We start from the raw sequence: 25,583 nt of genomic DNA on the forward strand, positions 1-25,583 counted from the left end.
ACCTCGGAGGTCCGCCATGCCCGCCGCACATCTGCTCGTCGGTCCGCTGCTGCGGCGGGTCGTCGACACGCGGGCCACGATCTGGGTGGAGACCAGCGGGCCCGCGGTGGTCACCGTCCGCACGGCCGACGGCGCCACCGGCACGGCACCCACCTTCTCGGCGTACGACCACCACTACGCGCTCGTCGTGGTGTCCGGTCTCACGCCGGCCGCCGCGACCACCTACGAGGTGCTGATCGACGGCGAGGTCGCCTGGCCGGAGCCGCGCGGCCAGTTCCCGCCCAGCGTGATCCGCACCCGCCCCGCCGACGACCACGACCAGCCGGTCCGCCTGCTCTTCGGCTCCTGCCGGGAGACCACGCAGCACGCCACCGCGCGGCGGCTGCCACCGGACGCGCTCGACGCGTACGCCCGCCGGCTGGCGGCCGACTTCGACCCGGCGGCCCTGCCGGACCTGCTGGTGCTTCTCGGCGACCAGGTGTACGCGGACGAGACCTCGCCGACGGTGAAGCGGCTGCTCAAGCGGCGCCGCCGGCGGCCGAAGGGCGCGCCGGCCGACCAGGTGGTGAGCTTCGACGAGTACACGAAGCTCTACCTGGAGTCGTGGCGCGACCCGGAGATCCGCTGGCTCCTCTCGACCGTGCCCAGCGTGATGGTCTTCGACGACCACGAGATCATCGACGACTGGAACACGTCGGCCGCCTGGCGGGCCGACGCCCGCGCCCAGCCGTGGTGGGCGGAGCGGATCGGCAGCGGGCTGGCGTCGTACTGGGTCTATCAGCACCTCGGCAACCTGTCCCCGGACGAGATCGCCGCCGACCCGGTGTACGCGAAGGTGACCGCCGCCGAGGACGCCACCGGCGTGCTGCGCGAGTTCGGTCACCGGGTCGACCAGGAGTCCGATCTCGCACACGACACCGAGCGGTGGCGGGCCGCGCAGTACCAGTGGAGCTACGCGCTGGACCTGGGGCGGACGCGGCTGGTCATGCTCGACAACCGGTGCAGCCGGGTGCTGGACCGGGGCCAGCGGGCGATGCTGCCGCCGGGCGAGTGGTCGTGGTTCGTCGACCAGGCCCACGGCACGTACGACCACCTGGTGGTGGGGGCCTCGCTGCCCTGGCTGCTCCCCCCGGGCATCCACCACGTGGAGGCGTGGAACGAGAAGCTCGCCGACTCCCGCCGAGGCTGGGTCGCGGCCTTCGCCGAGAAGCTGCGCCGCGGCCTCGACCTGGAGCACTGGGCGGCGTTCCGCCGGTCGTTCGAGGCGCTCGGCGCGCTGTTCGCCCGGATCGGCAGCGGCACGCCGGCCGAGCCCGGTGCCCGGGTGGGCGCCGGGCCCGCGTACGCGCCGCCGGCCTCGATCAGCGTGCTCGGCGGGGACGTGCACCACTCGTACGTGGCCCGGGCCCGCTTCGACGACCCGGACGTGGTCACCCCGGTCCACCAGCTCACCTGCTCCCCCATCCACAACCAGGTGCCGGCGGGGTTGCGCCCGCTGATGCGGCTCGGCTGGTCGCCGGGCCCGTCCGGGGCCACCCGGGCCCTGGCCCGGACCGCCGGGGTGCGCCGCCCGTCGGTGCGCTGGAAGAAGCTGGCCGGCCCGTACTTCGGCAACGCGGTGGCCACCCTCGAGCACGACGGCCGCACGGCCCAGGTGACCATCGAGGGCACCACCAGCGACGGCCACCTGCGCCCGGTGATGCACCACCGCCTGACCGGTGACCGGTGAGGCGACCGCCGTACGCTCTATCTCCGTGGACGAGCACCCCCCGGAGACCGTACGGGCGGTCGAGCACGAGCTGACCGCGTTCCTGCGCCGCAGCCGCGGGGTGTCCTGGGACATCGCCCGGGAGGTGCACCCCAACCTGGAGCCGAACGCGTACGGGCTGCTGCTGTGGCTGCGCCGGTCCGGCTCGATCCGGCTCACCGACCTGGCGGGGCGGCTCGGGATCGGCAAGGGCACCCTCAGCCGGCAGATCAACGGGCTGGAGACCATCGGGCTGGTCCGGCGCGACCCGGACCCGACCGACCGGCGCGCTTCCCAGCTCAGCCTCACCGAGGAGGGGCAGCGGCGCTTCGACACGGCCTCGGCGGCCCGGCTGGAACGGTTCCGCGAGACGCTGAGCACCTGGTCCGGGCAGGACGTGGAGACCTTCGCCCGCCTGCTCCACCGCTTCAACGAGACGTACTTCTGATCCGCCCGTGACCGGAACGTCGGGCCGCCGACCCCGGTGTCGCCGCACCCGCCTGGTACGGCCGGCCGCGGGCCGGTCGTCGTGGGGACCGCGCGGCGGTAATCGGGTCGCCGCGTGTCGCACCCGGACGCGAGGATGGCCGGCATGACCTGGAGAGCACCCGAGATCGACCGCCGGCACGAGCCCTACCTCGGTGACGAACGCACCATGCTGGAGGGCTGGCTCAACTACCACCGCGACACGCTGCTGCACAAGTGCGCCGGGCTGACCGCCGAGCAGCTCCGGACGGCGAGCGTCGAGCCGTCCACCCTGACCCTGATCGGCCTGGTCCGCCACATGACCGTCGTGGAGCGGGCGTGGTTCCGGCAACGCTTCGCCGGGGAGGACCTGCCCGAGTTGTACGACTGGGCGGCCGACCCGGACGCCGAGTTCACCACGGTCGGCACCGCCGACCCGGAGGCCGACCTCGCCGCGTTCCGGGCCGAGACCGAGGCCGCCGACGCGGCAGCCGCCGGGCACGACCTCGACGAGACGTTCACGCTGCGTCGCCGCGACGGCAGCTCGCCCGAGGTCAGCCTGCGCTGGGTCTACGTCCACATGATCGAGGAGTACGCCCGGCACAACGGCCACGCCGACCTGATCCGGGAACGCGTCGACGGCGCCACCGGCGACTGACCTGCGCCACCTCCCCCGGCCGTCGGCGCTGCCCGGCGAACGGATCGATCACGTGCGCCGAGTCGCCGCTTTCGCGACCGGGAGCAACCCCTTGATCATCCTCTCCGTCATATGACTGGACGGGGCGTGGCCGATCCCGTTCACGCCGACCGACGCCTGCGGGCGCGGCGGGGGACACGGGGGCCGCCACGGCGGGAGCTGACGATGGTCGACGGTGGACGCGCGACGCCTACCCGGAGAAGGACGCTGGGACTGATCGGTGCGGTGGGCGCGTCGGGCGCCGCCGCCCTGTGGGGAATCGGATGGCGGCCGGGCGGTCGCCGGGCGTCGGCGGGTCTCGCCGACCCGCACTATTCGGGTGATCCGGTCGCGGCCGGGAGCGGTCCGGACGTGTCGCCCCGGCCGCTCGGCCGGTCCCCGGTGGCCATCGAGAACACCCGGCCGGGCGCCGCCGGGTTCAGCCTGTCCGGTCACCGGTTCGCCACCGACCGGTCCGGCGAGATCGCCGGGTACGCCTCTGCGACGAGCGTCGCCCCGGGCGAGGAGTTGGTCCTCCGGGTCTCCGTGGCCCCGGCCCAGCGGTACCGCGCGACGGTCTTCCGCATCGGGCACTACGGCGGTGCGGGGGCCCGGATGGTCGTCCAGGGGCCCTGGCTGGACGGGACGACCCAGCCCGCCCCCGCGGTGTCACCGGAGACCGGAGCGGTTTCCTGTGCCTGGTCACCGAGATGGCGGCTGCGGATCGGGGCGGACTGGACGAGCGGGCTGTACCTCGCCCTGCTGAGCACCGCCGACGGTCACCACCACTGGGTTCCGTTCGTGGTGCGTGATCCGTCCCGCACCGCCGCCGGCCTGGTGGTCATCCCGACCAGCACCTACCAGGCGTACAACCAGTGGCCCATGGACGGGCGTACCGGCGCGAGTCTCTACTACGGCTTCGACGACGCGGGCAAACGCGCGGTGGCAGGTCGGTCCCGGGCGGTCAGCCACGACCGGCCGTACGCCGGGAGCGGCCTGCCCAACCTGGTCGCCGACGACATCGGCTTCGTCCAGTGGGCCGAGGCGCAGGGACTCGACCTGGCGTACGCCACCAGCGAGGACCTGCACACCGGCCGGATCGAGCCGGGACGCCACCGGGCGGTGATCTTCCCCGGGCACGACGAGTACTGGTCGACCCGGATGCGGTCGGCGGTCGTCACCGCCCGCAACGGCGGCACCAGCCTGGTCTTCCTCGGCGCCAACAACTGCTACTGGCGGATCCGCTTCGGCGGCGGCGACCGTGACGAGCGACAGGTCTGGTGCGACAAGGTGGACACGCCGCGCAAGGGCGTCGTCCCGGTGACCCCCAAGTGGCGGGCCACCACCAGCCCCGAGCAGCAGCTGATCGGCAGCCAGTACGTCAGCGTCGTGGACGGCCGCGCGCCGCTGGTCGTGGGCGCCAGCGGGCACTGGTTCTGGGCCGGCACCGGCGTACGCGACGGCGACCGCATCCCCGGCGTGGTCTGGGGGGAGGCCGACCAGTGGATGTCCGACACGGCCGGCCCGCAGCTGGTCGAGGAGGTCCAGCTCGCGGATTCTCCGTTCACCCGTAAGGGGAAGACCGTGCGGCAGCACACCCGGCTGTACCGGGCGCCCTCGGGCGCCTGGGTGTTCGCGGCCGGCTCCCTCGGCTGGACCCGGACGCTGCACGACCCGGCGCTCGCCGACCCCCGGATGGACCGGGCGACCCGCAACCTGCTCCGCCAGGTGCTCGGTGGGGACCCCGCCGGAGCGGATCAGCCGGTCGTGGCCAGGGCCGCGCGCAGGTAGCGCAGGTCGCCGGGGCCGCTCCAGCGGTGCGCCGACAGCCCGGCGACCCGGGCACCGGCGACCGCCCGGACCTCGTCGTCGACGAACAGCACCCGGGACGGCGGGGTCTCCAGGGCGTCGCAGGCCACCTGGAAGAACTCCTTCGCCGGCTTGTGCACCCCGGCGACCGACGAGTTGACCACCACGTCCAGCTCGTCGGTGAGCCCGAGGGCGGCGAGGTCGGCGTCGAGCACGTCGGTGGCGTTGGTGCCGAGCCCGACCCGTACGCCGGCCGCCCGGACCTCCCGGACGAACGCCAGCACGTCCGGGTCGACCTCGCCCCGGTAGCGCTGCCAGTCGTCGACGGCCGCGCGCGCCCGCTCCGCGCCCACCGAGGGGGTCAGCGCGTCGGCCACGCTGGCCATCCAGTCGGCGTGGCCGACCTTGCCGGTCAGCACCGGCTGGAGCAGACCCCACGACATGGCGATCTCGCCGAGCACACCTTCGGTGAGCCCGTACTCGCGCTCGACGCCGGCGGCCACCGCCGGGTCCCAGCGGCGCAGCACGCCGTCGAAGTCCACCAGGAGCGCCGTGGCGCGTTCCCGACTCACTCGTTGTTCTCCTGCCCGTCGTCGGCCCGGTTGAGCCGTTGGCTGATCACCTGGGTGACCCCGTTGCGCATGGTCACGCCGTAGAGGGCGTCGGCGACCTCCATCGTCCGCTTCTGGTGCGTGATGACGATCAGCTGGCTCTTCTCCCGCAGCTGCGCCAGCAGCGTGATCAGCCGCCCCAGGTTCACATCGTCGAGCGCCGCCTCCACCTCGTCCATGATGTAGAACGGGCTGGGCCGGGCGCGGAAGATCGCCACCAGCATCGCCACGGCCGTCAGCGACCGCTCGCCACCGGAGAGCAGGGACAACCGCTTGATCTTCTTGCCCGGCGGCCGGGCCTCCACCTCGACGCCGGTGGTGAGCAGGTCGTCCGGGTCGGTGAGCACGAGCCGCCCCTCGCCGCCGGGGAACAGCACGCCGAAGACCTGCTCGAACTCCCGGGCGGTGTCGGCGAACGCGCTCGCGAAGACCTCCAGGATCCGGTCGTCCACGTCCTTGACCACGGTGAGCAGATCACGCCGGGTGGCCTTCAGGTCCTCCAGCTGCTCGGAGAGGAACTTGTACCGCTCCTCCAGGGCCGCGAACTCCTCCAGCGCGAGCGGGTTGACCTTGCCGAGCAGGGCCAGCTCCCGTTCCGCCTTGGCGGCCCGCTTCTCCTGCACCGCCCGCTCGTACGGGACCGGCTCGGGAACCGGCACGCCGTCGCGTTCGGCCGCCGCCACGTCGGCGTCGGTCGGCGGGACCGGCTGGTTCGGGCCGTACTCGGCGACCAGCGTCGCCACGTCCAGCCCGAAGTCCTCGGCGGCCTTCGCCTCCAACTGCTCGATGCGCAGCCGCTGCTCGGCACGGGCGACCTCGTCCCGGTGCACCTGGCTGGTGAGCCGCTCCAGCTCCGCGGCGAGGCGCTTGGCGGCCCCGCGTACCTCGGACAGCTCGGCCTCCCGCGCGGCGCGTTCGCGCGCCACGGCGTCGCGGTGCTCCTCGGCCTGCGCGATCGAGGTGGTGAGCCGGGTCAGCGCCTCCCGGGCGCCGCCGGCCACGGCCCGGGCGATCGCGGCGCCGCGGGTCCGCGCCGCCCGCCGTGCCGCCGCGCGCTCCCGCGCGGCACGCTCGGCCGTCGCCTGCCGGCGCAGCGAGTCGGCCCGGCCGGCGATCGAGGAGACCCGCTCCTCGGCGGTACGCACGGCGAGGCGCACCTCCATCTCGTTCTGCCGGGCCCGGGGCACCATGGCGGCGAGCTGGTCACGCTCCTCGGTCGAGGGTTCGGCGTCGATCGGCGTGGCCTCGGCCAGCTGTAGCCGTTCCTCCAGCTCGGCGAGGGCGGCGAGGTCCCGTTCGCGGGCCGCCTCGGCCCGGGCCCGGGACTCGCCGAGGCGCTCGGTCTCGGCCTTGGCCGACCGCGCGGCGGCGCCCAGCTCGGCGAGCCTGCGGGCGGCGGCGTTGCGGTGGCTCTCCGCCTCCCGCTTCGCGGCGGCGGCGTGCTGCACGGCCTCCTTGGCGGCCGCCACCTCGGCGCGCGCCTCGACCAGCTGCTCCCGCAGGTCGGCGGCGGTGCGCTCGGCGGCGGCGCGGTTGGTCCGGGCCTCCTCGACGGCGGCCTGCACCTCGATGAAGCTGGGCGCCTTGGCCGACCCGCCGGCGGCCGCGTACGCCCCGAGCACGTCGCCCTCCGGCGTGACCGCCCGCAGCTCCGGGTTGCCGACGACGACCTCCGCGGCGGCGGCGAGGTCGTCGACGAGGACGACGTCGCGCAGGGCCCGGTGCACGGCCGGCCGGATCTCGGCCGCGCACTCCACCAGGTCGGGCGCCCACCGGGCCCCGTCCGGCAGCTTCGGGCGCAGCGAGTCGGCGGAACCGGCCATGCCCGGCCCGGCGGCGCTGCCGACCAGCAGGCCGGCCCGGCCGGCGTCGGCGATCTTGAGCATCCGCATCGCCTCGACGGCCTCGTCGACGCCGCTGACCGCGACCGCGTCGGCGAGGCCGCCCAGGGCCGCGGCGAGCGCGGCCTCGTGGCCGGGCGCGACGGTGAGCAGCCCGGAGAGGCTGCCGAGCAGTCCCGGCACCTCGTCCGCGCGGGCCAGCAGCGCGCCGGCACCGTCCTTGCGGCGCAGGCCGAGGGCCAGCGCCTCCTCGCGCGCCTTCCAGGTGGCGGCGTCCTTCTCGGCGGCCCGCTCGGCGTCGCTCAGCGACCGGACCGTCGCCTGCGCCTTCTCCTGGACGGCGACCGCCTCCGCGTGCCGGGCGTCCAGGTCGGCGTTGTCCCGGTCCGCCTCGGTGGACTGTTCGGCGACGGCGTCCAGCTCGGCCTGCGCCCGCTCGGCCCGCCCGAGCGCGTCGGTGTGCGCGGCGGCGAGCCGTTCGATCTCCTCCCCGGCGGTGGCGGTCCGCGCCCGGGCGGAGTTCACCTGCCCGGTCAACCGGGCCAGCCCTTCCCGGCGGTCGGCGATGGCCTTGGCCGCGGCGACCAACTCCCGCTCGGCGGCGGCCAACTGGCGTTCCAGCTCCTGGCGGTGCTCCACCGCCTCGGCCAGCCGGATCTGGTCGTCGGTGAGCGCGGCGCGCAGCTCCTCCTCCTGCTCGCGGACGCGCTCCGCCTCGGCCTCCAGCTGGTCCGGGTCGCGGCCGGGTCGCTCGTCGTCCGGCGTGGCGCTGAGGTGGCGTAGCCGCTCACGGGCGAGCTGCTCGATCGAGCGGAACCGCTCCTGGAGGGCGGACAGCTTGTACCAGGTGTCCTGGGCGGCGGCGAGCAGCGGCGCGTCCTCGGCGAGGGCGGCCTCCAGCTCACCGAGGCGGGCCTGCACCTCGGTGTGCTCGGCCTCGACCTGCTCGCGCCGCTCGCGCAGCGCGGTCTCGTCGGCGATCTCCTTGTCGAGGGTCGCGCGCAGCGTGGCGAGGTCGTCGGCGAGCAGCCGGAGGCGCGCGTCCCGCAGGTTGGCCTGGATCACCGCGGCGCGGCGGGCCACCTCGGCCTGGCGGCCGAGCGGCTTGAGCTGGCGGCGCAGCTCGGCGGTGAGGTCGGTGAGCCGGTTCAGGTTGGTCTGCATCGCGTCGAGCTTCCGCAGCGCCTTCTCCTTGCGCTTGCGGTGCTTGAGGACGCCCGCGGCCTCCTCGATGAACGCGCGCCGGTCCTCCGGCTTGGCGTGCAGCATGCCGTCGAGGCGGCCCTGCCCGACGATGATGTGCATCTCCCGGCCGATGCCGGAGTCGCTCAGTAGTTCCTGGATGTCGAGCAGGCGGCAGGAGTCGCCGTTGATCTCGTACTCGCTCTCGCCGGAGCGGAACATCCGGCGGGTGATCGACACCTCGGTGTACTCGATCGGGAGCGCGCCGTCGGTGTTGTCGATGGTCAGGGTCACCTCGGCGCGGCCGAGCGGCGCCCGGCCGGCCGTGCCGGCGAAGATGACGTCCTCCATCTTGCCGCCGCGCAGCGCCTTCGCGCCCTGCTCACCGAGGACCCAGGCGATGGCGTCGACGACGTTGGACTTGCCGGACCCGTTCGGGCCCACCACACAGGTGATGCCCGGTTCCAGCTTCAGCGTCGTCGCGGAGGCGAAGGACTTGAAGCCCTTGACCGTCAGGCTCTTGAGATGCACCTTCTCGATCCTCGTCCGGTGGCCGCCGTACCGTCGCCGGCTGCGCGGACCTGGTGAACCCGCAGACTAACCCGCCACCGGTGACCATCCCGCACTCGACCCGCCTGGAGCCGCACCGGCCGGCCGCGCCCGGTTCACGTTCCGGATGCGCAACCGACGATTTTCCGCCGTACGAGGTGCGGTGCCGGCCGGAACGGTCGGGGTACGGCGTCCGCGGTCACCGGTTCGACCGGCGGGACGAGAATGGTGCGCACAGAGCTGCGCGCCGGCACATTCGTGTCGGCGCGCCTTTTCGCGTGGTGCTATTCAGTTCTTGCGTACCCGGTGGTCAGGTCAGCGCGGGCTCGGCGATACGGAGCAGGTCGTCCGCCTCGGCCGCGGCCGCCGCGAGACGATCGTTCTCGGCACGCAGCCGCGTGATCTCGAACTCCAGTGCCTGAACCGTGGCACGCAGTCGGGTGACCTCGTCGAGCAGGCGCCGGTCGGGCGCCGCACCTACGTGGCCGTACAGGGCCTTCGCCATGTTGACTCCTTGATATGCGCTGCCGGAATGGCCGGCCAACGCGCGCCCATTCGTACGCGGCTGTCAACCCAGGCGATTCTGGGCATGAGCGGGCGCGACTGGCGACACCTATATATTGAGCCGAAACCCCCTCCTTCGTCAAGTTCCCGCAGGCCGTAGATCATCTCTACGTCGACCTGTCCACTTGTCGGGGGGCTGCCACACGGCGCGGACACTCTCTGTCCGGACACCTTTACTGTACGCCTCGGATCTCCGGAAGTCCCTACCCCGGCGTCCCCGTTCCCCTTAACTCTTTCTTAGCCACGTTGCCGCAGGTCGTGGCCAACACGTAGCGTCACCCCGGCCCGCAACCGACCCGTGGAGGCTACCGGCGTGTACGGCTGGAACGACCCGATCGACCCGGACGGCGCCCGGCGACCCGAGCCGGCGCCCGACGAACCGGCCTGGCTGACCGAGCGGCCCGAGCCACGCTCGGCCTACCTGTTCGGCGACGACCCGGACCGACCGGCGGACGAGTGGCAGCGCGAGCAGCCGACGGCCCACTGGCAGCCCGAGCCGGCCCGCCACGACGCGCAGCCCTGGCAGCCGGCCGACCCCGCGTACCGGGACGAGCCCGCGCAGCGCTGGGAACCGACCCCGACGTGGCAGCGCGAGGAGCCCACGGGTGGCTGGCGGCAGGACGACCCCGCGACGTGGCGGAGCGAGCCCACCGCGACCTGGCGGCGCGACGAGCCGTCGGGCGGCTGGCAGGGCGAGGAGCCCGCCGCGGGCTGGCACCGCGAGGAAACCACCGCGGGCTGGCAGCCGCACGGGGCCACGGCCGGCTGGCACGGCGCCGGGACCGACGGTGGCTGGCAGCACGAGGAGCCGACCGGCGGTCGGCCGGCCACCCCGTCCGGGGCGTACGCCGGTGAACAGGCGACCGGCCCGCTGCCGGCGGTCGCAGCCGACGGGTCCCCGGCCGACGGCGGGCACCGTCGCCTGCGGCGTCCACTGCTGATCGGCGGCGCCGCCGCCGCGGCCACGCTGGTGGTCAGCCTGGGCGCCGGTGCGGTCGCGCTCTCCGGCGGAGACGACGCCACCCCCACCTCGGTGGCGGACGACACCGTCGCGGCGGCCCCGGCCCTGCCCGAGACCGCCGAGACGCCCGCCGACGCACTGGCCCCCACCGGCAGCCCGAGCGCGTCGCCGACCACCGCGAAGCCCTCCCCCTCGGTCACGCCGAGCCGCAAGCCGAAGCCCGTGCCGTCGCGGACCACCGCGCCGTCGCGCCGGAGCCCCGAGCGCAGCACGGCCCCGAGCAGCAGCGGCGGGACGTCCACCGGCACCGGCGTCAGCGCCCAGGCCCGTGAGGTCGTGGACCTGGCCAACGCCGAGCGCGCGAAGGCGGGCTGCGGCGCGTTGAGCATCGACGACAAGCTCATGACGGCCGCCCAGCGGCACAGCCAGGACCAGGCCGACCACCAGAACATGTCGCACACCGGCAGCGACGGCAGCGACCCGGGTGACCGGATCGACCGGGTCGGCTACGAGTGGCGCACGTACGGCGAGAACGTCGCCTGGAACCAGAAGACGCCGGCCGCCGTGATGGACGCCTGGATGAACAGCCCCGGCCACCGGGCCAACATCCTGAACTGCGCCTTCACCGAGATCGGCGTCGGCATCGCGAGCAGCAACGGTCCCTACTGGACCCAGGTCTTCGCCGCTCCGCGCTGAGTCGTACGGTCGACGTCCCGGTGCGAACCGCCGGGGCGTCGACGCGCGCCGGATCGCGAGTCGTCGTCGGGCTGTCCTCGTTTGACCGGGTGAGGTGCGCCGCGGTGGTGCACCCGCCCGGGCGGCGACCGGCCGCCCGCGACCTGCGGAGCTGCCGATGCGGATCCGGCCGCCGACGCGCGCCGTCCGGCGCGGCCTGCGCCGGGCGCTGCCGGCAACGGTCGCGTTGCTGCTCCTGACCCCGGTGTACGCGTGCCACGTGGAGCTGGCCCGGCCGGACGCGGCGACCACCTGGCCGTCGGACGCGGCTCGCCGGTGGCAGTGGCAGTGGCAGCTCAGCGGGGCGCTGGACCCGGACGTGCCCGCGGACGTCTTCCTGCTCGACCCGGTCGCCACGACCACGGCGCAGACCGCGGAGCTGCGCACCCGCGACCGGCGGCTGATCTGCCAGGTGCACGTCGGCTCGGTCCGGCCCACCGACCCGGACGCGACCCGGTTCCCGGCGAGCGTGCAGGGCGCGCCCGGACGCCGTGCCCGGAGCCGCTGGCTGGACGTCCGGCAGTGGGACATCCTGCGGCCGGTGCTGGCCGACCGGTTTCGGCTCTGCCGGGGCAAGGGCTTCGGGGCGGTCGCGATCGTCGACGCGGACGCGTACGCGCAGCGCTCCGGCTTTCCGCTCGGCTTCGACGACCAGCTGCACTTCAACCGCCGGCTGGCCGAGCTGGCCCGCTCGCTCGACCTGTCCCCCGGCCTGGTCAACGCCGTGCCGCAGGTGGCGGCCCTGGCGCCGGACTTCGACTTCGCGGTCAACGAGGAGTGTGTCCGGCTCGGGGTGTGCGGCAAGCTGCTGCCGTTCGTGGAGGCCGGCAAGCCGGTCTTCCACGTCGAGTACACCGGCTCGGCCGAGGACTTCTGCGTCACGACGGTGGGCTACGGGTTCACCTCCATCCGCAAGGACCGGACGCTCGACGCCTGGCGTGAGCCCTGCCCGGCCCGCTGACGCCCCGGGGCCGGGCCGCCTGCGGCGGCCCGGCCCCGACGATCGGTCAGCGTGCGCCGACCAGCTCCGGCGCGGGCGCCGGCGGGTCGATCGGAGCCGGAACCGACCGGGCCCGCATGAAGCGCGGGGCCCACCAGTTCCGGTCGCCGAGCATGGTCATCAACGCCGGCAGCACGACCGCGCGGATGATCGTGGCGTCCAGCAGGATCGCCGCGGCCAGACCGATGCCGAGCTGCTTGAAGTCGATCGTGCTGAGCGTGGCGAAGATCGAGAACACCCCGACCATCACGATCGCCGCGCTGCTCACCACGCCCGCCGAGGAGGTGATGCCGTGCGCCACCGCCTCCCGGTTCGACATGCCCGCCCGGATGCCCTCACGGATCCGGCTGACCACGAAGACGTGGTAGTCCATCGAGAGCCCGAAGAGGACCACGAAGAGGAACAGCGGCAGCCAGGTGACGATCGCGCCCATCGAGGTGAAGCCGAGCAGGTCCTCGGCCCACGTGCCCTGGAAGACCACCACCAGCAACCCGTACGCGGCACCGGCCGACAGCAGGTTGAGCAGGATCGAGCTCAGCGCGACCACCACCGAGCGGAACGTCCAGGCCATCACGAGGAAGGTGAGCGCCAGCACGAAGCCGATGACCAGCGGCAGCTTCTCCCAGACGTGCTGCTCGTAGTCCTCGCTGGCGGCGACGTCGCCGCCGACCGCGTACTCGACGCCGGTGAGCCCGCCGAGGGCGGCCGGCGCCAGGTCCGCACGAAGCTTCTCCAGCGACTGCGCCGACCGCTCGTCACGGTTGGCGTACGGGGTCGCGATCTGCAGCACGGACACCCGCCCGTCGGCCGACACCCGGATCTTCGGGCCGTCCGCCTCGGTCGGCGCGAAGAGCGGGTCGGCGGACGCGCGCCCGGCCAGGTCGGTCAGCGCCGCGCGCACCCGGTCGGCCTCGGCCGCCGTCGCCCGGACCGCGACGGTGTGGCTGGTGCCGTTGCTCGGGAAGGCCGCGGTGAGCCGGTCGTACGCCTGCATCGCCGGCGTGCTGCGGGGCAGGTCCTCCATGCCGGGGAACTGCAGCTTCATGCCGAGCGCGGGGGCGGCGAGGGCGAGCAGCAGCCCGACGGAGACGGCCAGCGTCGCCACCGGCGCCCGCAGCGCCGGCTTCAGCACGGCCGGCCAGAACCGCGGCGCCGAGGGCGCGCCGTGCCGTCCGGTACGCGGCGCGGTCAGCCGCCACAGCAGCGGCACCCGGGGGCGGTCCACCCAGCGGCCCAGCTTGGCCAGCAGCGCCGGCAGCACGGTCAGCGAACCGATCACCGCGACCGCGACCACCAGGATCGAGCCGACCGCGAGCGACGAGAAGACGGCGTCGTTCACCAGCAGCAGGCCGGCCATCGAGATGATCACGGCGAAGCCGGACACCACCATCGCGTGCCCGGAGGTCTCCGCGGCGATCTCGACGCCGTCCAGCCCGGAACTGCCCTTCGCGCGTTCCTCACGCTCCCGCCGCACGTAGAACAGCGAGTAGTCCACGCCGACCGCCATGCCGACCAGCAGGATGACGCTCGCCGTCGTGTCGGTGGCCGGCACGAGGTGGGACGCCAGGGTCGAGAGTCCCAGCGCGGCGGCCACCGAGGACAGGGCCAGCAGCACCGGCACGCCGGCGGCGATCAGCGCCCCGAACGCGACGATCAGGATGGCCAGCGTGACCGGCAGGCTGAGCAGTTCCGCCCGCTTGAAGTCCGCGCCGAGGGTGTCGTCCAGCGCCTTGTTGATCGACGGTCCCCCGACCTGCTCGATCCGCAGCCCCGGATGCGCCTCCTGCACGCCGGCGGTGGCGTCGCGCAGCGGCTGCACCCGGTCGGACGCCGTCTCCGGGTCGCCGGACATGGTGATCGGCAGCAGCAGCGCCGAGCCGTCGCGGGCCGGGACGGGCTCACCGATCGAGGCGACCCCCTGCACCGCCCGCAGCCGGGCCGCCGCGTCGTCGGCCGCCGCCTCGGCCGCCGTCATGTCCAGCGTGCCGCCGCGCGCCGTGATCAGGACGTTCTCGGTCGCCGGCTCGTCGAAGTCCCCGGCGGAGACGATGACGACCGCCCGGCCCGACTCGCCGACCGCCTGGTCGGACTCCTTGGCCTCGTTGAGGCCCGCTGCGTTTCCCCCGACGAAGCACACCGCCACGAACACCACCCACAGCGCGATCGCGCGCCACGGATGTTCGGCACTCCACCGTGCCAACCGCACCGTCACCGGTCTCGCCCCCATGCCGGATTCCCCCTGTCACTCAAACCCCTGTCAACCGTGTCGACGCTAGGGATGGGACGGGGTGCAGGCATCGGGGAACGGCCCCGGTCCGCCCCGGAACCGACACAGCGGCACCGGCGGCGCGCCGGGACGTCCCGGCCGGCGGTTCCCCGGGTCCATCCCGGACGGGCCGGCTCGGCACGCCGGGGCGGGCCCCGAGACACTCAGGGTCAGACCCGGACCGCTCCCCGGGGGCGGGGCTGGCAGCGCGGGCAACTGAACGACGACCGGTTCATGAACGACTCGCGGCGGATGGGCGCGCCGCACCGCCGGCACGGCAACCCCTCCCGCCCGTAGACGTTCAGCGAACGGTCGAAGTAGCCGCTCTCGCCGTTGACGTTGACGTACAGGGCGTCGAAGCTCGTCCCGCCCTCCTTGATCGCCTCGGCGAGCACGTCACGGACATGCCCGAGCAGACGCAGCGCGGCCGGGCCGGTCAGGGCGTCGGTGGGCCGGGCACCGTGCAGCTTCGCCCGCCACAGCGCCTCGTCGGCGTAGATGTTGCCCACGCCGGAGAGCAGCGTCTGGTCCAGCAGTGCACGCTTGACCTCGGTGCGACGGCGGCGCAGCGCGGCGACGAACGCCGCGTCGGAGAACTCGGCGTCCATCGGGTCGCGGCCGATGTGGGCGATCTCCGCCGGCAGCTCCGCGCCACCCTCGCTGACCGACAGCCCGCCGAACGTCCGCTGGTCGACGAAGCGCAGCTCGGGGCCGCTGTCGGCGAAGCGGAACCGGACCCGCAGGTGCGTCTCGTCGGGCGCGTCGGCCGGTTGCAGGAGCAGCTGACCCGACATGCCCAGGTGCCCGATCACCGCGTCGCCGCTGTCCAGCGGGAGCCACAGGTACTTGCCCCGTCGCCGCACGTCCAGGATCGTCGTGCCGGCCAGCACGTCGGCGAAGTGGGCGCCGCCGGCCGTGTGCCGGCGTACCGCCCGGGGGTGGAGCACCTCGACGGCGGCGATCCGCCGCCCGACGACCCACTGGGCCAGCCCCTGCCGGACGGTCTCGACCTCGGGCAGCTCAGGCACGACCCGGGTCTCCGGCCAGGCCCGCCTCGACCGTCCCGCGACCGCCGCCCCCGACCGGTTCCGCGCCGTCCCCGCCGCCCCCGACCGGTTCCGCGCCGTCCCCGCCGGCGCCGGCCTGCTCGCGCTCCGCCTGCGCGGACAGCGTCCGCCAGGCCGACTCGGCGGCCCGCTGCTCCGCCTCCTTCTTGCTCCGCCCCTCGGCGCCCCCGTAGCGGGTGCCGGCGACCACCACCCAGGCGGTGAAGGTCTTCAGGTGGTCCGGCCCGGTGCCCTCGATGCGGTACTCCGGGACACCCAGGCCCTGCGCGGCGGTCAACTCCTGGAGGCTGGTCTTCCAGTCCAGCGCCGCGCCACGCCCGGCCGACTCGGCCATCAGCGGGTCGAAGAGGCGGTGGATGACGATGGCCGCGGTGTCCAGGCCGTACTGGAGGTAGATCGCGCCGAGCAGCGCCTCCAGGGTGTCGGCGAGGATGCTCGCCTTGTCCCGGCCGCCGGTCGTCTCCTCCCCCTTGCCGAGCAGCAGGTACTGGCCGAGGCCGTCCGGGCCCAGCCCGCGCGCCACGTCGGCGAGGGCACGCATGTTGACCACGCTGGCCCGCAGCTTGGCCAGCTGGCCCTCGGGCAGGTCGGGGTGGTTGTGGAACAGCGCGGTGGTGATCACCACGCCGAGCACGGAGTCGCCCAGGAACTCCAGGCGCTCGTTGGTGGGCAGGCCACCGTTCTCGTACGCGTACGAGCGGTGGGTCAGGGCACGCTCCAGCAGCTCCGGCTCCATCGCCACGCCGAACGCCGCCTCCAGGTGGCCGACGGGCGGCCGTCGGCGCTTGTCGTTGCTCATGATGTGCGTACCTCGGTGTCGGTCGTACGGTCAGTGCGGTCCGCGCGGTCACCCGCGTCGGTGCTGTCCAGCAGCGCGCGGACCTGGTCGGCGGCGCGACGCCGCCACAGGTGGGCGGCCAGCGCGATGCCGGAGGCGAGATCATCGCCCCGGGCGGCGCCGTGGCACACCACCACCGTGCCGGCGACGCCGAGCAGGGCGGCCGCCCGGGGGGCGCCACCGCCGGCCGGGGGGCCGCCGGCCATCGCGTACGCGCCCTCGATCGCCTTGAGCAGCACGTTACCGGTGAACCCGTCGGTGACCACCACATCCGCGCGCGTGCCGAGCGAGACGTCGTACCCCTCGACGAGGCCCACGTAGCGGCCGCCGGACGGCAGCGCCGTGGCGGCGAGCGCGGGATCGGCGAGGCGGCGGGCGCGGTCGCCCTTTCCGGCCTCGGTGCCCACGGAGAGCAGGCCGACGCGGGGAGCCCCGACGCCGTGCGCCACGGCGGCGTAGGCGGCGCCGAGAGCGGCGTGGCGGGCGAGGGTGGCCGGGCGGGGCTCCAGCGAGCCGCCGACGTCCAGCAGGACCACCGGGCCGTCGACGGCGGGGAGCGAGGCGATCAGAGCCGGGCGGCGGACGTCCGGCCAGCGGCCGAGCCCCAGCGCGACGGCGGTGACGGTGGCGCCGGTCGAGCCGGCGGAGACCAGCGCGTCCGCTGAACCCTCGCGGATGGCGTGCACGGCGGCGCGGACGGTGCTGTCGGCGCGGGCCGCGGCGGGGTGGTCGCCCATGCCGACGGCGGCGTCGACCGGACGGACGGCGACCCGGGCGCGCTGCTCCGGGTCGAGGGCAGCGATCAGCTCGCCGGCCGCCTCGGTCGGGCCGACGAGCAGCAGATGCAGGTCGGGATCGGCGCGCATGGCCCGCAGAGCGCCGTCAACCACGACGGCGGGAGCGTCGTCCCCGCCGAGGAGGTCAACGGCGATCCGCGCGGTGCCCGGCTCCATCGGAACGCCGGCCGGGGCGGGCCGGCCGGCGTCGGAGGGAGCCGGGGCACCGGGCGTTCGCCAGGGTGCGCGCGCCGCCCGACCGGAGGTCGGGGGCGTCACTCGGCGTCCAGGTCAGACCTCGAGGACCTGGCGGCCGTTGTAGGTGCCGCAGACGGAGCAGGCGGCGTGCGGCAGCTTCGGGGACTTGCACTGCGGGCAGGCCACGGTCGCGACGGCCGCGGTCTTCCACTGCGCCCGACGGGCCCGGGTGTTGCTGCGCGACATCTTGCGCTTGGGGACGGCCACGGTTCTTACTCCTCTTTACGGGTCAGTTGCGACAGGGCCGCCCAACGCGGGTCGACCTGCTGGTGGCTGTGATCGGCCGGCAGCTCGTCCCAGGCCACCCCGCAGTCGGGGCACAGGCCCGGGCAGTCCTCCCGGCAGAGCGGGTTGGTCGGCAGCGTGAGCACCACCGCGTCCCGCAGTGCCGGCTCCAGGTCGATCAGATCGCCCTGCATCCGGCCCACCTCGTCCTCGTCGGCCGTCATGTCCGTGGTGCTGTTCTCGTACGCGTACAGCTCCTGGATCGGGACGGCCACGGTGTCGTCGATCTCGCGCAGGCAGCGGCTGCACTCGCCCTTGATGGGACCGCTGACGGTCCCGGAGACGAGCACCCCCTCGGACACCGACTCCAACCTCAGGTCGAGGTCGAGGTCCGCGCCCTCCGGCACGCCGATCAACTCCACGCCGAGGTCCGCCGGTGCCGGTACCACCCGCTTGACCGTACGCAACGCACCAGGCCGGCGCGGCAGCTCCCTCGTGTCGAGGACCAGCGGCGACCTGGGGTCGAGTGGTGAAGGCGTGTGTTTGGGCATAGTCAGACTCCGGCCGTGAGGGCCGACAAACGAGGTTACCTGGGCGATCGCCGCAGCGTCGAATCGGGGGCGGCGTCCTGCCCGGGGTGAGGTGTCGGCCTGGTGCCCGTGTCGACGTCCTCGGCCCGGCCCAGGACTTCGACACCGGCCCTAGAAGGGTAGCGGGCGTTCGGCCTCGTCCCCGGCGAACGTGCCGATCTCCCGCAGGGCGTGCATCTTGTCCCGGCCACGCTCGATCGAGGCGAGTGCCCGGGTGAGGAACTGCTCGAAGTTCGCGAGCGCGGTGTCGACGTAGTCGTCGACCTCCTCGCGCAGCCGCTGGGCCTCGGCCCGGGCCTCCGCGACGATCCGGGCACCCTCGTGCTCGGCGGACACCGTGATCTCGTTCACCGACACGAGCCGGGCGTGTTCCGCCTCACCCTCGCTGATGATCCGGTCGGCCTCGCGCTTGCCGGCCTCCATGATCTTGTCGCGCTCATCGAGCAGCGCGGCGGCCCGGCGCAGGTCGGCGGGGAGCTCAGCGCGCAGCTCGTCGAGGGCGGCGATCATCTCGCCCCGGTCGACCATGCAGTTGTTGCGCGACATCGGGACGGAGCGGGCCTGCTCCACCATGGCGATCAGTTCGTCGATGCGATCGAGCGGGTCCACCGGCACCTCACTCCTGTCGTTCGTCGGCCGACCTCAATGATGCGGGCTGAACCCGGATTCGGCGCTCCACACATGATGAGGTGTGCCGACCACGTCCACACCATCCACCCCACCCCGGCGCGTCGCCCCGCCCGCGACTCCACTCCGCCGAACGGGCACATTCTGCCTCGACGAGAGGCGCGAACCCGGGCGAAAGGGGACAGGAACCGCACGGTCGCGGGGGTACGGGTTCGGGTCAGGTGCGCGCGGTCGGGGGATGCAGGCGGGTCACCAGGGCTTCCCGGACGACGTCGGGGACGTGGGCGGAGATGTCGCCACCCCACTTCGCCACATCCTTGACCAGGCTGGAGGAGAGGAAGGAGTAGAGCGGGTTGGTCGGCATGAAGAGCGTCTCGACGCCGGCCAGACCGATGTTCATCTGGGCCATCTGCAACTCGTAGTCGAAGTCGCTGACCGCCCGCAGGCCCTTGATCAGCACGCTCGCCTGCTGCGCCCGGCAGAAGTCCACCAGCAGACCCCGGAAGGACTCCACCCGCACGTTGTCGTACGACTTGGTCACCTCGCGGAGCATGTCGATGCGCTCCTCGACGGTGAACAGGCCGGTCTTCGACTGGTTGACCAGCACGCCGACGATCACCTCGTCGAACAGCCGGCTCGCCCGGCCGATGATGTCGAGGTGACCGTTGGTGACCGGATCGAACGAGCCGGGACACACCGCACGTCTCATGATCGGCGACCGTACCAAAGGGTGGTCTCGCCGTAGCGGCGACTGCGCTCGCCGGTGACGCCCTGCACCCAGTCGACCGCCCCGGTGCGGCTCGACCGCTCCACCACCACGAGCGCGTCCGGGGCGAGCCAGCCCTGATCCACGAGTGCGCGGAGCATCGCGGAGACCTCCTCGTCGGGCACCGAGTACGGCGGATCGGCGAAGACCACGTGGTACGGGTCGCCGTCCGGGCCCGCGCCGAGCACGGTCCCGACCTTGCCGGTGACCAGCCGTACGGCCGACCCGGCCCGCAAGGCGGCCACGTTCTCCCGGATCACCCGGACGGCGCGCGGGTCGGACTCGACCAGCAGCACGTGCTCCGCCCCCCGGGAGAGCGCCTCCAACCCGACCGCCCCGGACCCGGCGTACAGGTCGGCGAACCGGGCGCCGTCGAGGTCCACCTCCGCCTGCACCGCGCTGAACAACGCCTCGCGGACGCGGTCGGACGTCGGCCGGGTGCCGGCGCCGGGCGGGGCGGCGATCCGCCGCCCGCCCAGGGTGCCGGCCACGATCCGGGTCACCGCCTGCTCCTCATGGGGATGACGCTACGTCACCCGCCCCCGGGCGACGCCGACCCCACCGGTAATCCGATCACCCACCCTCCGGACGGACGGCGGCAGCCTCAGGCGATCGTGCAGCGGAAGCCGATTCACACCGGATGGTCATCGAGCGATGACCACCGGTGCATCAATGATCACAAATTTACAACATCGCATGGACGTTCTCATCCGGACCCCCGCGATTCATGACCGATCAGTACAGTCACCCATCGCGTCCGCCCGCAACGGGCGCACCGCGTGCCGGGCGAGCGTCGATGAGCCGGCGGGCCATCACTGGCCGCTGCTGTCTCCCGCCCGCCCAGCCACACGTCCACACCCCCCTCATCAGGAGCAGACGTGAACCGTCTCCAGCCCTTGTTCCGGCGCGTCATGGCTGTCGCCGCCGGAACGCTGCTCGGCCTCAGCGGCGTCGCGATCCTCGCCGCCCCCGCCAGCGCCCACCACAGCGAGGTCAAGGTCCAGGCCAAGTGCGACACCGCCACCGGCGAGTGGGTGGTCGACTGGACGATCAGGAATTATGCGCCCAGGAACGTGAAGAAGTACAAGTTCGACGAGGTCTCGGCCAAGACGTTCGTCGGGGAGACGGCCACCGACGTGACCATCCCCGGGATCGCCGTCACCGAGGGCGACAACTACCCGCACGCCACCGACCAGCCGCTGACCGCGACTCAGCGACTGGACGGAAAGATCAGCAAGGCGTCGCTGTCCGTCCAGGCGGCTTGGGACAACGGCTTCAAGGAGCACAAACCGGTCTCGGCTGCGATCGAGCTCGGCGGCACCTGCGTCAAGGACCAGCCGCCGGCGCCGAAGACCCCCAAGCCGACGGCCAGCGTCACCGCCGACTGCGAGGGCGTTGTCGTGGTCAAGCTCGAGAACGCCGAGGACGCCACCGCCCCGGCGGGATTCATCGTCACCGGTACGGACGGTTTCACCGAGACGGCCACCGTCGAGCCCGGCAAGAACGCGTCCGTCACGGTGCCGGCCAAGAACGCCGGCAGCATCAAGGTGGTCGTGGAGGGCGTCGAGGAACCGCTCTTCGAGGGCAAGCCCGCTCCGGCCGAGAACTGTGTCGAGCCGGGCGAGCCGGCCGGCGCCTACCAGTCCACCTGCGACGAGCTGATCTTCGAGATCAGCAACCCTGAGGACGGCGAGACCGTCACGGTGACCTTCACGCCGAACAAGGGCGAGCCGAAGACGCTGACCGTGAAGCCGGGCGAGAGCGGCACCGTGTCGTTCCCGGCCGAGGAGGGCCTGACCGTCACGCCGAGCGCCGAGGGCCTGGAGGACACCGAGCCGATCGCCTGGGAGAAGCCGGCCGACTGCGCTCCCGGTGGCGGCGGCGGGGACGAGGACGAGCCGACCCTGCCCCTGACGGGCGCCGCCACGGGCGGCATCATCGCCGGCGCGGCCGTGCTGCTCGCGGGCGGCGCGGTGCTGTTCGTGCTCGCGCGCCGCCGGAAGCTCCGCTTCACCGCCTGAGCGGAATCCACCTGAGCGGGGAGGGCGCGCCGACCACCGGGTCGGCGCGCCCTCCGTCGTTCGGCGCCGCTCCGACCAGCCGCCGTCCGTCAGCCCTTCTCCAGGTACTCCGCGCGGTCGGCGTCGACCAGGGCGGCCACCGAGGCGGCCAGCGCCGGATGACGGGTGAGCTCGGGATCCTCCTCGACCAGGGCGATCGCCTCGGCGCGGGCGTCGCGGATCAGGTCCGCGTCGCGCAGCAACGACAGCAGCCGCAGGTGCGAGCGGCGGCCGGACTGGGTCGCGCCGAGCACATCGCCCTCCCGGCGCTGCTCCAGGTCGAGCTCGGCGAGCTTGAAACCGTCCGTCGTGGACGCCACGGCGTCCAGCCGCTCGCGGGCGGGACCGCCCTCGGTCGCCTCGCTGACCAGCAGGCAGAGGCCCGGCGCGGCACCCCGGCCGACCCGGCCCCGCAGCTGGTGCAGCTGGGACACGCCGAACCGGTCGGCGTCCAGCACGATCATCACGGTGGCGTTGGGCACGTCCACCCCGACCTCGACGACCGTGGTGGCCACGAGCACGTCGAGGTCACCGCCGGCGAAGGAACGCATCACCGCGTCCTTCTCGTCGGCGGGCAGCCGGCCGTGCAGCACGCCGATGCGCAGCCCGTGCAGGGGCCCCTCGGCGAGCAGCGGCGCCACCTCGGTCACGGCGAGGGGTGGTCGGCGCCCGGTGTCGTCCTCGCGCGGCGCCTCCTCCTCGGCCTGCGCGCCGTCGCCGATCCGCGGGCACACCACGTACGCCTGGTGGCCGGCCGCCACCTCCTCGCGTAGCCGGCGCCAGGCCCGGTCCAGGAAGGCCGGCTTCTCCGCCGCCGGTACGACGTGCGACGCGATCGGGGATCGGCCCCGGGGCAACTGGGAGAGTGTGGACACCTCCAGGTCGCCGTAGACGGTCATGGCGACCGTGCGCGGGATCGGCGTGGCCGTCATCACCAGCACGTGCGGCGGCTGGTCGGCCTTGGCCCGCAACGCGTCCCGCTGCTCGACGCCGAAGCGGTGCTGCTCGTCGACCACCACCAGGCCGAGGTCGGCGAAGTCGACACCCTCGTACAGCAGCGCGTGCGTGCCCAGGACGATGCCGGCGGCCCCGCTGCGCACCTCCCCGAGCGCGCGGCGGCGGGCCGCCGCGCCGAGCGAACCGGTGACCAGCTCCACCCGCGTGGCGTGCTCGGCCGCGTCCAGCTCACCGGCCCGGCCGAGCGGCCCGAGCAGGTCGAGGATGCCCCGGTGGTGCTGGGCGGCGAGCACCTCGGTCGGGGCGAGCAGGGCGGCCTGGCCGCCCGCGTCGACCACCTGGAGCATCGCGCGCAGCGCGACCACCGTCTTGCCGGAGCCGACCTCACCCTGGAGCAGCCGGTGCATCGGGTGGGCGGTGGCCAGGTCCGCGGCGATCTCCGCGCCGACGTCGCGCTGGCCGCCGGTCAGCTCGTACGGCAGGCGGGCGTCGAACGCGTCGAGCAGGCCACCCGGCGCCGCGGGGCGGGGCCGGGCCGGACGGGCGGCGGACCGGTGCTTGCGCTGCACCAGCGTGAGCTGCACGGCGAACGCCTCGTCCCACTTGAGCCGGCGCCGGGCCCGGTAGAGCGCCTCCTTGCTGGACGGGCGGTGGATCTCCCGCAGCGCGGTGTCGAGCCCCACCAGGTTGCGGGTGGCCCGCACGGTGGCCGGCAGCGGATCGTCCGGCGGGGTGACCGTGTCCAGCACGACCCGGACGCAGCGGGCGATCACCCACGTCGGCACGGCGGCCGCGGCCGGGTAGACCGGGATCAGCGCGCCCGCGAACTCCTCGACCTCCTCGCTCGCCGCCGCCTCGCCCTCACCGCCGGAGCCGAGCAGCACGTACTCCGGGCCGTTGAGCTGCCGCTTGCCCCGGAACTCGGTGACCTTGCCGGCGAACAGCCCCCACCGGCCGGGGCGCAGGTCCCGCTCGCGCCAGGCCTGGTTGCCGAAGAACGTCAGGGTGAGGGTGCCCCCGGAGCCATCGCCGACCGTCACCTCCAGCAGGTTGCCCCTTCGCTGCCGCATCGGCCGCACGGCGGTGCGCTGCACCTGGGCCAGCACCGTGACCTGCTCGCCGACGTCGAGCGAGCGGATGTCGGTGTGCTCGCCGCGCTCGTCGTACCGCCGGGGGACGTGGTAGAGCAGGTCGCCCGCGGTGTGCAGGTCGAGGTGGCCGGCGAGAGCCTTCGCCGTCTTCTCGCCGACCAGCTTCTTGAGCGGGGTGTCGACCGTGGCCTGCTCGGACGTCATTCGACCCCCACCAGGAGCGGGTAGTACGGCTGGCCACCCGGGTACGCGTGCACCTCGACGAACGGCCAGGCCCGGGTGACGTGGTCGCGCACGGCGTCGGTGAGGCCGGCCGGGGCGTCCGCCCCGGACAGCAGCGTGACCAGCTCGCCGCCGCCACCGAGCATCCGGTCGACCACGGCGGTGCAGGTGTCCAGCAGGTCCGACCCGATCAGGTGCACCTCCCCGTCGACGAGGGCGAGCACGTCACCCGGACGGCAGGGGCCGGCGACGGTCAGCGCCTCCCGGCTGGCGTGACAGACCTCCGCGTACCGGCAGGCGCCGGCGGCCTCGGCCATCGCGATCACGTCGTCCTCGAAGCGCCGGCCGGGGTCGCGGACGGCGAGGGCGGCCAGGGCCTGCACCGGCGACCGGGTCGGCACCACGCTGACCTTGACGCCGAGCCGGTGCGCCTCCTTGGCCGCGTTGCTCGCCACCGCCTGCGTGTTCGGTTCGTTGGGCAGCACTACCACCCACGCGGCGCCGGTCGCGCGGATCGCGTCGAGCAGCTCGCCGGTGGACGGGTTGCCGGGCACCACGGTCGCCCCCTCGCCAGCGAACAGCTCGGCGATGCCGGCCCCGGCGGCCACCACCACGGCGGCCCGGCCGGCCGGGACCGTCGGCGCCTCGTCCGGTGGGCCGGCCGGACCCGGCCCGACCTGGTCGGCGAAGCGGGTCACGGTGATCCGGTGCGGGCGGCCGGCGACGACCCCCGCCTCGATCGCCGCGCCGACGTCGTTGACGTGCACGTGCACGTTCCACGTGCCGGCGGAGGCGACGCCGTCGCCCACCACCACCAGCGAGTCGCCCAGGCCGGCCAGTTCCTCCCGCAGCCGCTGCACCGCCGCCGGCTCGGCGTCGAGCAGGTACTGCACCTCGTACGCGTACGCCTCGGAGCCGGTCTCCCGGACGGCGGTGGCCGGCGGGCCCACCGGGCGCGGCGGCGCCGCCGCCGGATGCTCCGGGCGCTCGCCGGTGATGACCTCGACCAGGGCGTCGAGCAGCAGGCAGAGGCCTCGGCCACCGGCGTCGACCACGCCGGCCCGGGCCAGCGCGGGAAGTTGCTCGGGGGTGCGGTTCAGCGCATGGCCCGCCTCGTGCGCCGCGGCGCGGGCCACGGCGCGCAGGTCGTCGCTGTCGGCCCGCTCGGCCGCCCCGGCGGCGGCGGCCACGACCGTGAGCAGCGTCCCCTCCACCGGGGTGGCGACGGCCGCGTACGCGGCGGTGGTCGCGTGGCGCAGCGCGGCGGCCAGCTCGCGCCCTCGCACGGCGGGAGCGGCGGCCACCGCGTCGGCGAAGCCGCGCAGGATCTGCGACAGGATCACCCCGGAGTTGCCCCGGGCGCCGAGCAGGGCGCCCCGGGCCATCAGCCGCAGCGCGTGCCCGTGCGGGGTCGGCGCGTCACCGGGGAGCGTCTCCAGGTCCATCGCCAGCGCCTGCTGCGCGGAGGTGAGGGTGAGCACCAGGTTGGTGCCGGTGTCGCCGTCGGGCACCGGGTAGACGTTGAGATCGTCGATCTCGCTCTGGTGCCGCTTCAGCGCGGCCAGCCCGCCCGCGCACCAGCGGCGGACCGCGGCGGCGTCGAGGGTGTCCAGCACGGCGAGTAGCCTACTGGCGCGCACCGACACGTGCCGGGGGTCGGCGGGCGGCGCCCGGCGTGTCCGGCCGCGCCGGGGGCGATT

At 74.1% G+C, this 25,583-nt stretch carries 21 protein-coding genes; 7 read left to right on the forward strand and 14 right to left on the reverse strand.

Features of this window, described 5'->3' with window-relative positions; translation table 11 throughout:
* Positions 1-16: 16 nt before the first annotated feature.
* The 4 genes from AB0873_RS01995 (at position 17) to AB0873_RS02010 (ending at position 4,679) form a co-directional block, all read left to right on the forward strand.
* Positions 17-1,729 carry an alkaline phosphatase D family protein gene (locus AB0873_RS01995; protein ID WP_366598016.1) on the forward strand — a complete coding sequence of 571 codons (1,713 nt, stop codon included), beginning with the start codon at positions 17-19 and terminating at the stop codon, positions 1,727-1,729.
* 25 nt (positions 1,730-1,754) lie between these two features.
* Positions 1,755-2,195: a MarR family transcriptional regulator gene (locus AB0873_RS02000; protein WP_155333631.1), complete on the forward strand. Its 441-nt coding sequence runs from the start codon at positions 1,755-1,757 to the stop codon at positions 2,193-2,195.
* A 144-nt stretch (positions 2,196-2,339) separates the two neighbouring features.
* Complete coding sequence (locus AB0873_RS02005; RefSeq protein WP_155333632.1) at positions 2,340-2,870, forward strand: DinB family protein; 531 nt, start codon at positions 2,340-2,342, stop codon at positions 2,868-2,870.
* Positions 2,871-3,074: 204 nt separating this feature from the next.
* Positions 3,075-4,679, forward strand: a complete 1,605-nt coding sequence (locus AB0873_RS02010; RefSeq protein WP_366598017.1) for a N,N-dimethylformamidase beta subunit family domain-containing protein — start codon at positions 3,075-3,077, stop codon at positions 4,677-4,679.
* On the opposite strand, the gene AB0873_RS02015 is transcribed toward AB0873_RS02010, so the two are convergent.
* The 3 genes from AB0873_RS02015 to AB0873_RS02025 all read right to left on the reverse strand — a co-directional run bounded on the left by AB0873_RS02015 (position 4,646) and on the right by AB0873_RS02025 (position 9,385).
* Complete coding sequence (locus tag AB0873_RS02015; RefSeq protein ID WP_366598018.1) at positions 4,646-5,269, reverse strand: HAD-IA family hydrolase; 624 nt, start codon at positions 5,267-5,269, stop codon at positions 4,646-4,648. The genes AB0873_RS02010 and AB0873_RS02015 overlap by 34 nt on opposite strands.
* Complete coding sequence (smc, locus tag AB0873_RS02020) at positions 5,266-8,862, reverse strand: chromosome segregation protein SMC (protein WP_366598019.1); 3,597 nt, start codon at positions 8,860-8,862, stop codon at positions 5,266-5,268. Before smc ends, AB0873_RS02015 begins: the two co-directional genes overlap by 4 nt.
* A 328-nt stretch (positions 8,863-9,190) precedes the next feature.
* Positions 9,191-9,385, reverse strand: coding sequence for a hypothetical protein (locus AB0873_RS02025; RefSeq protein ID WP_130322629.1), 195 nt, complete (start codon positions 9,383-9,385; stop codon positions 9,191-9,193).
* A 372-nt stretch (positions 9,386-9,757) separates the two neighbouring features.
* On the opposite strand from AB0873_RS02025, the gene AB0873_RS02030 reads away from it, so the two are divergent.
* A complete protein-coding gene (locus AB0873_RS02030; RefSeq protein ID WP_366598020.1) occupies positions 9,758-11,101 on the forward strand; it encodes a CAP domain-containing protein in 1,344 nt (447 codons plus the stop codon).
* 157 nt (positions 11,102-11,258) lie between these two features.
* Entirely contained in the window at positions 11,259-12,101 is an 843-nt protein-coding gene (locus tag AB0873_RS02035) for an endo alpha-1,4 polygalactosaminidase (RefSeq protein ID WP_366598021.1), read from the forward strand.
* 46 nt (positions 12,102-12,147) lie between these two features.
* On the opposite strand, the gene AB0873_RS02040 is transcribed toward AB0873_RS02035, so the two are convergent.
* From AB0873_RS02040 to rsmD, 9 genes are all read right to left on the reverse strand, one after another.
* Entirely contained in the window at positions 12,148-14,367 is a 2,220-nt protein-coding gene (locus tag AB0873_RS02040) for an MMPL family transporter (protein WP_366598022.1), read from the reverse strand.
* A 209-nt stretch (positions 14,368-14,576) separates the two neighbouring features.
* The gene (mutM, locus tag AB0873_RS02045; protein ID WP_366598023.1) at positions 14,577-15,434 is read right to left on the reverse strand and encodes a bifunctional DNA-formamidopyrimidine glycosylase/DNA-(apurinic or apyrimidinic site) lyase; all 858 of its coding nucleotides are present in this window, start codon (positions 15,432-15,434) and stop codon (positions 14,577-14,579) included.
* Entirely contained in the window at positions 15,427-16,272 is an 846-nt protein-coding gene (gene rnc / locus AB0873_RS02050) for a ribonuclease III (protein ID WP_366598024.1), read from the reverse strand. Before rnc ends, mutM begins: the two co-directional genes overlap by 8 nt.
* Complete coding sequence (locus AB0873_RS02055) at positions 16,269-17,264, reverse strand: phosphate acyltransferase PlsX (RefSeq protein ID WP_155333641.1); 996 nt, start codon at positions 17,262-17,264, stop codon at positions 16,269-16,271. Before AB0873_RS02055 ends, rnc begins: the two co-directional genes overlap by 4 nt.
* Positions 17,265-17,378: 114 nt before the next feature.
* A complete protein-coding gene (rpmF, locus tag AB0873_RS02060; protein WP_155333642.1) occupies positions 17,379-17,552 on the reverse strand; it encodes a 50S ribosomal protein L32 in 174 nt (57 codons plus the stop codon).
* A gap of 5 nt (positions 17,553-17,557) precedes the next feature.
* Positions 17,558-18,121 carry a YceD family protein gene (locus AB0873_RS02065; protein WP_366598025.1) on the reverse strand — a complete coding sequence of 188 codons (564 nt, stop codon included), beginning with the start codon at positions 18,119-18,121 and terminating at the stop codon, positions 17,558-17,560.
* Between the two features lie 150 nt (positions 18,122-18,271).
* A complete protein-coding gene (locus tag AB0873_RS02070) occupies positions 18,272-18,769 on the reverse strand; it encodes a hypothetical protein (protein WP_366598026.1) in 498 nt (165 codons plus the stop codon).
* Positions 18,770-19,004: 235 nt separating this feature from the next.
* Positions 19,005-19,496, reverse strand: coding sequence for a pantetheine-phosphate adenylyltransferase (coaD, locus tag AB0873_RS02075; protein ID WP_155333645.1), 492 nt, complete (start codon positions 19,494-19,496; stop codon positions 19,005-19,007).
* Positions 19,493-20,056: a 16S rRNA (guanine(966)-N(2))-methyltransferase RsmD gene (gene rsmD / locus AB0873_RS02080; RefSeq protein ID WP_366598027.1), complete on the reverse strand. Its 564-nt coding sequence runs from the start codon at positions 20,054-20,056 to the stop codon at positions 19,493-19,495. Before rsmD ends, coaD begins: the two co-directional genes overlap by 4 nt.
* 375 nt (positions 20,057-20,431) lie before the next feature.
* Between rsmD and AB0873_RS02085 the strand changes: the two genes are divergently transcribed.
* Positions 20,432-21,574, forward strand: coding sequence for an LPXTG cell wall anchor domain-containing protein (locus tag AB0873_RS02085; protein WP_366598028.1), 1,143 nt, complete (start codon positions 20,432-20,434; stop codon positions 21,572-21,574).
* Between the two features lie 89 nt (positions 21,575-21,663).
* Here the strand turns inward: AB0873_RS02085 and recG are convergent, their stop codons facing one another.
* Positions 21,664-23,865, reverse strand: coding sequence for an ATP-dependent DNA helicase RecG (gene recG, locus AB0873_RS02090; protein WP_366598029.1), 2,202 nt, complete (start codon positions 23,863-23,865; stop codon positions 21,664-21,666).
* On the reverse strand, positions 23,862-25,499 hold the full coding sequence (locus AB0873_RS02095; protein WP_366598030.1) for a DAK2 domain-containing protein: 1,638 nt from the start codon (positions 25,497-25,499) through the stop codon (positions 23,862-23,864). Before AB0873_RS02095 ends, recG begins: the two co-directional genes overlap by 4 nt.
* Positions 25,500-25,583 lie beyond the last annotated feature (84 nt).

The organism is Micromonospora sp. NPDC047707 (assembly GCF_040704235.1).
Lineage (GTDB): Bacteria > Actinomycetota > Actinomycetes > Mycobacteriales > Micromonosporaceae > Micromonospora.

Excerpts from the sequence above, each read along its gene's own strand:
- AB0873_RS02010 (WP_366598017.1), top strand. The coding sequence starts at position 3,075 with ATGGTCGACGGTGGACGCGCGACGCCTACCCGGAGAAGGACGCTGGGA.
- rnc (WP_366598024.1), bottom strand. The coding sequence starts at position 16,272 with ATGAGCAACGACAAGCGCCGACGGCCGCCCGTCGGCCACCTGGAGGCG.
- coaD (WP_155333645.1), bottom strand. The coding sequence starts at position 19,496 with ATGAGACGTGCGGTGTGTCCCGGCTCGTTCGATCCGGTCACCAACGGT.
- AB0873_RS02055 (WP_155333641.1), bottom strand. The coding sequence starts at position 17,264 with ATGGAGCCGGGCACCGCGCGGATCGCCGTTGACCTCCTCGGCGGGGAC.
- AB0873_RS02035 (WP_366598021.1), top strand. The coding sequence starts at position 11,259 with ATGCGGATCCGGCCGCCGACGCGCGCCGTCCGGCGCGGCCTGCGCCGG.
- recG (WP_366598029.1), bottom strand. The coding sequence starts at position 23,865 with ATGACGTCCGAGCAGGCCACGGTCGACACCCCGCTCAAGAAGCTGGTC.
- AB0873_RS02005 (WP_155333632.1), top strand. The coding sequence starts at position 2,340 with ATGACCTGGAGAGCACCCGAGATCGACCGCCGGCACGAGCCCTACCTC.
- AB0873_RS02040 (WP_366598022.1), bottom strand. The coding sequence starts at position 14,367 with ATGGGGGCGAGACCGGTGACGGTGCGGTTGGCACGGTGGAGTGCCGAA.
- AB0873_RS02025 (WP_130322629.1), bottom strand. The coding sequence starts at position 9,385 with ATGGCGAAGGCCCTGTACGGCCACGTAGGTGCGGCGCCCGACCGGCGC.
- AB0873_RS01995 (WP_366598016.1), top strand. The coding sequence starts at position 17 with ATGCCCGCCGCACATCTGCTCGTCGGTCCGCTGCTGCGGCGGGTCGTC.
- AB0873_RS02065 (WP_366598025.1), bottom strand. The coding sequence starts at position 18,121 with ATGCCCAAACACACGCCTTCACCACTCGACCCCAGGTCGCCGCTGGTC.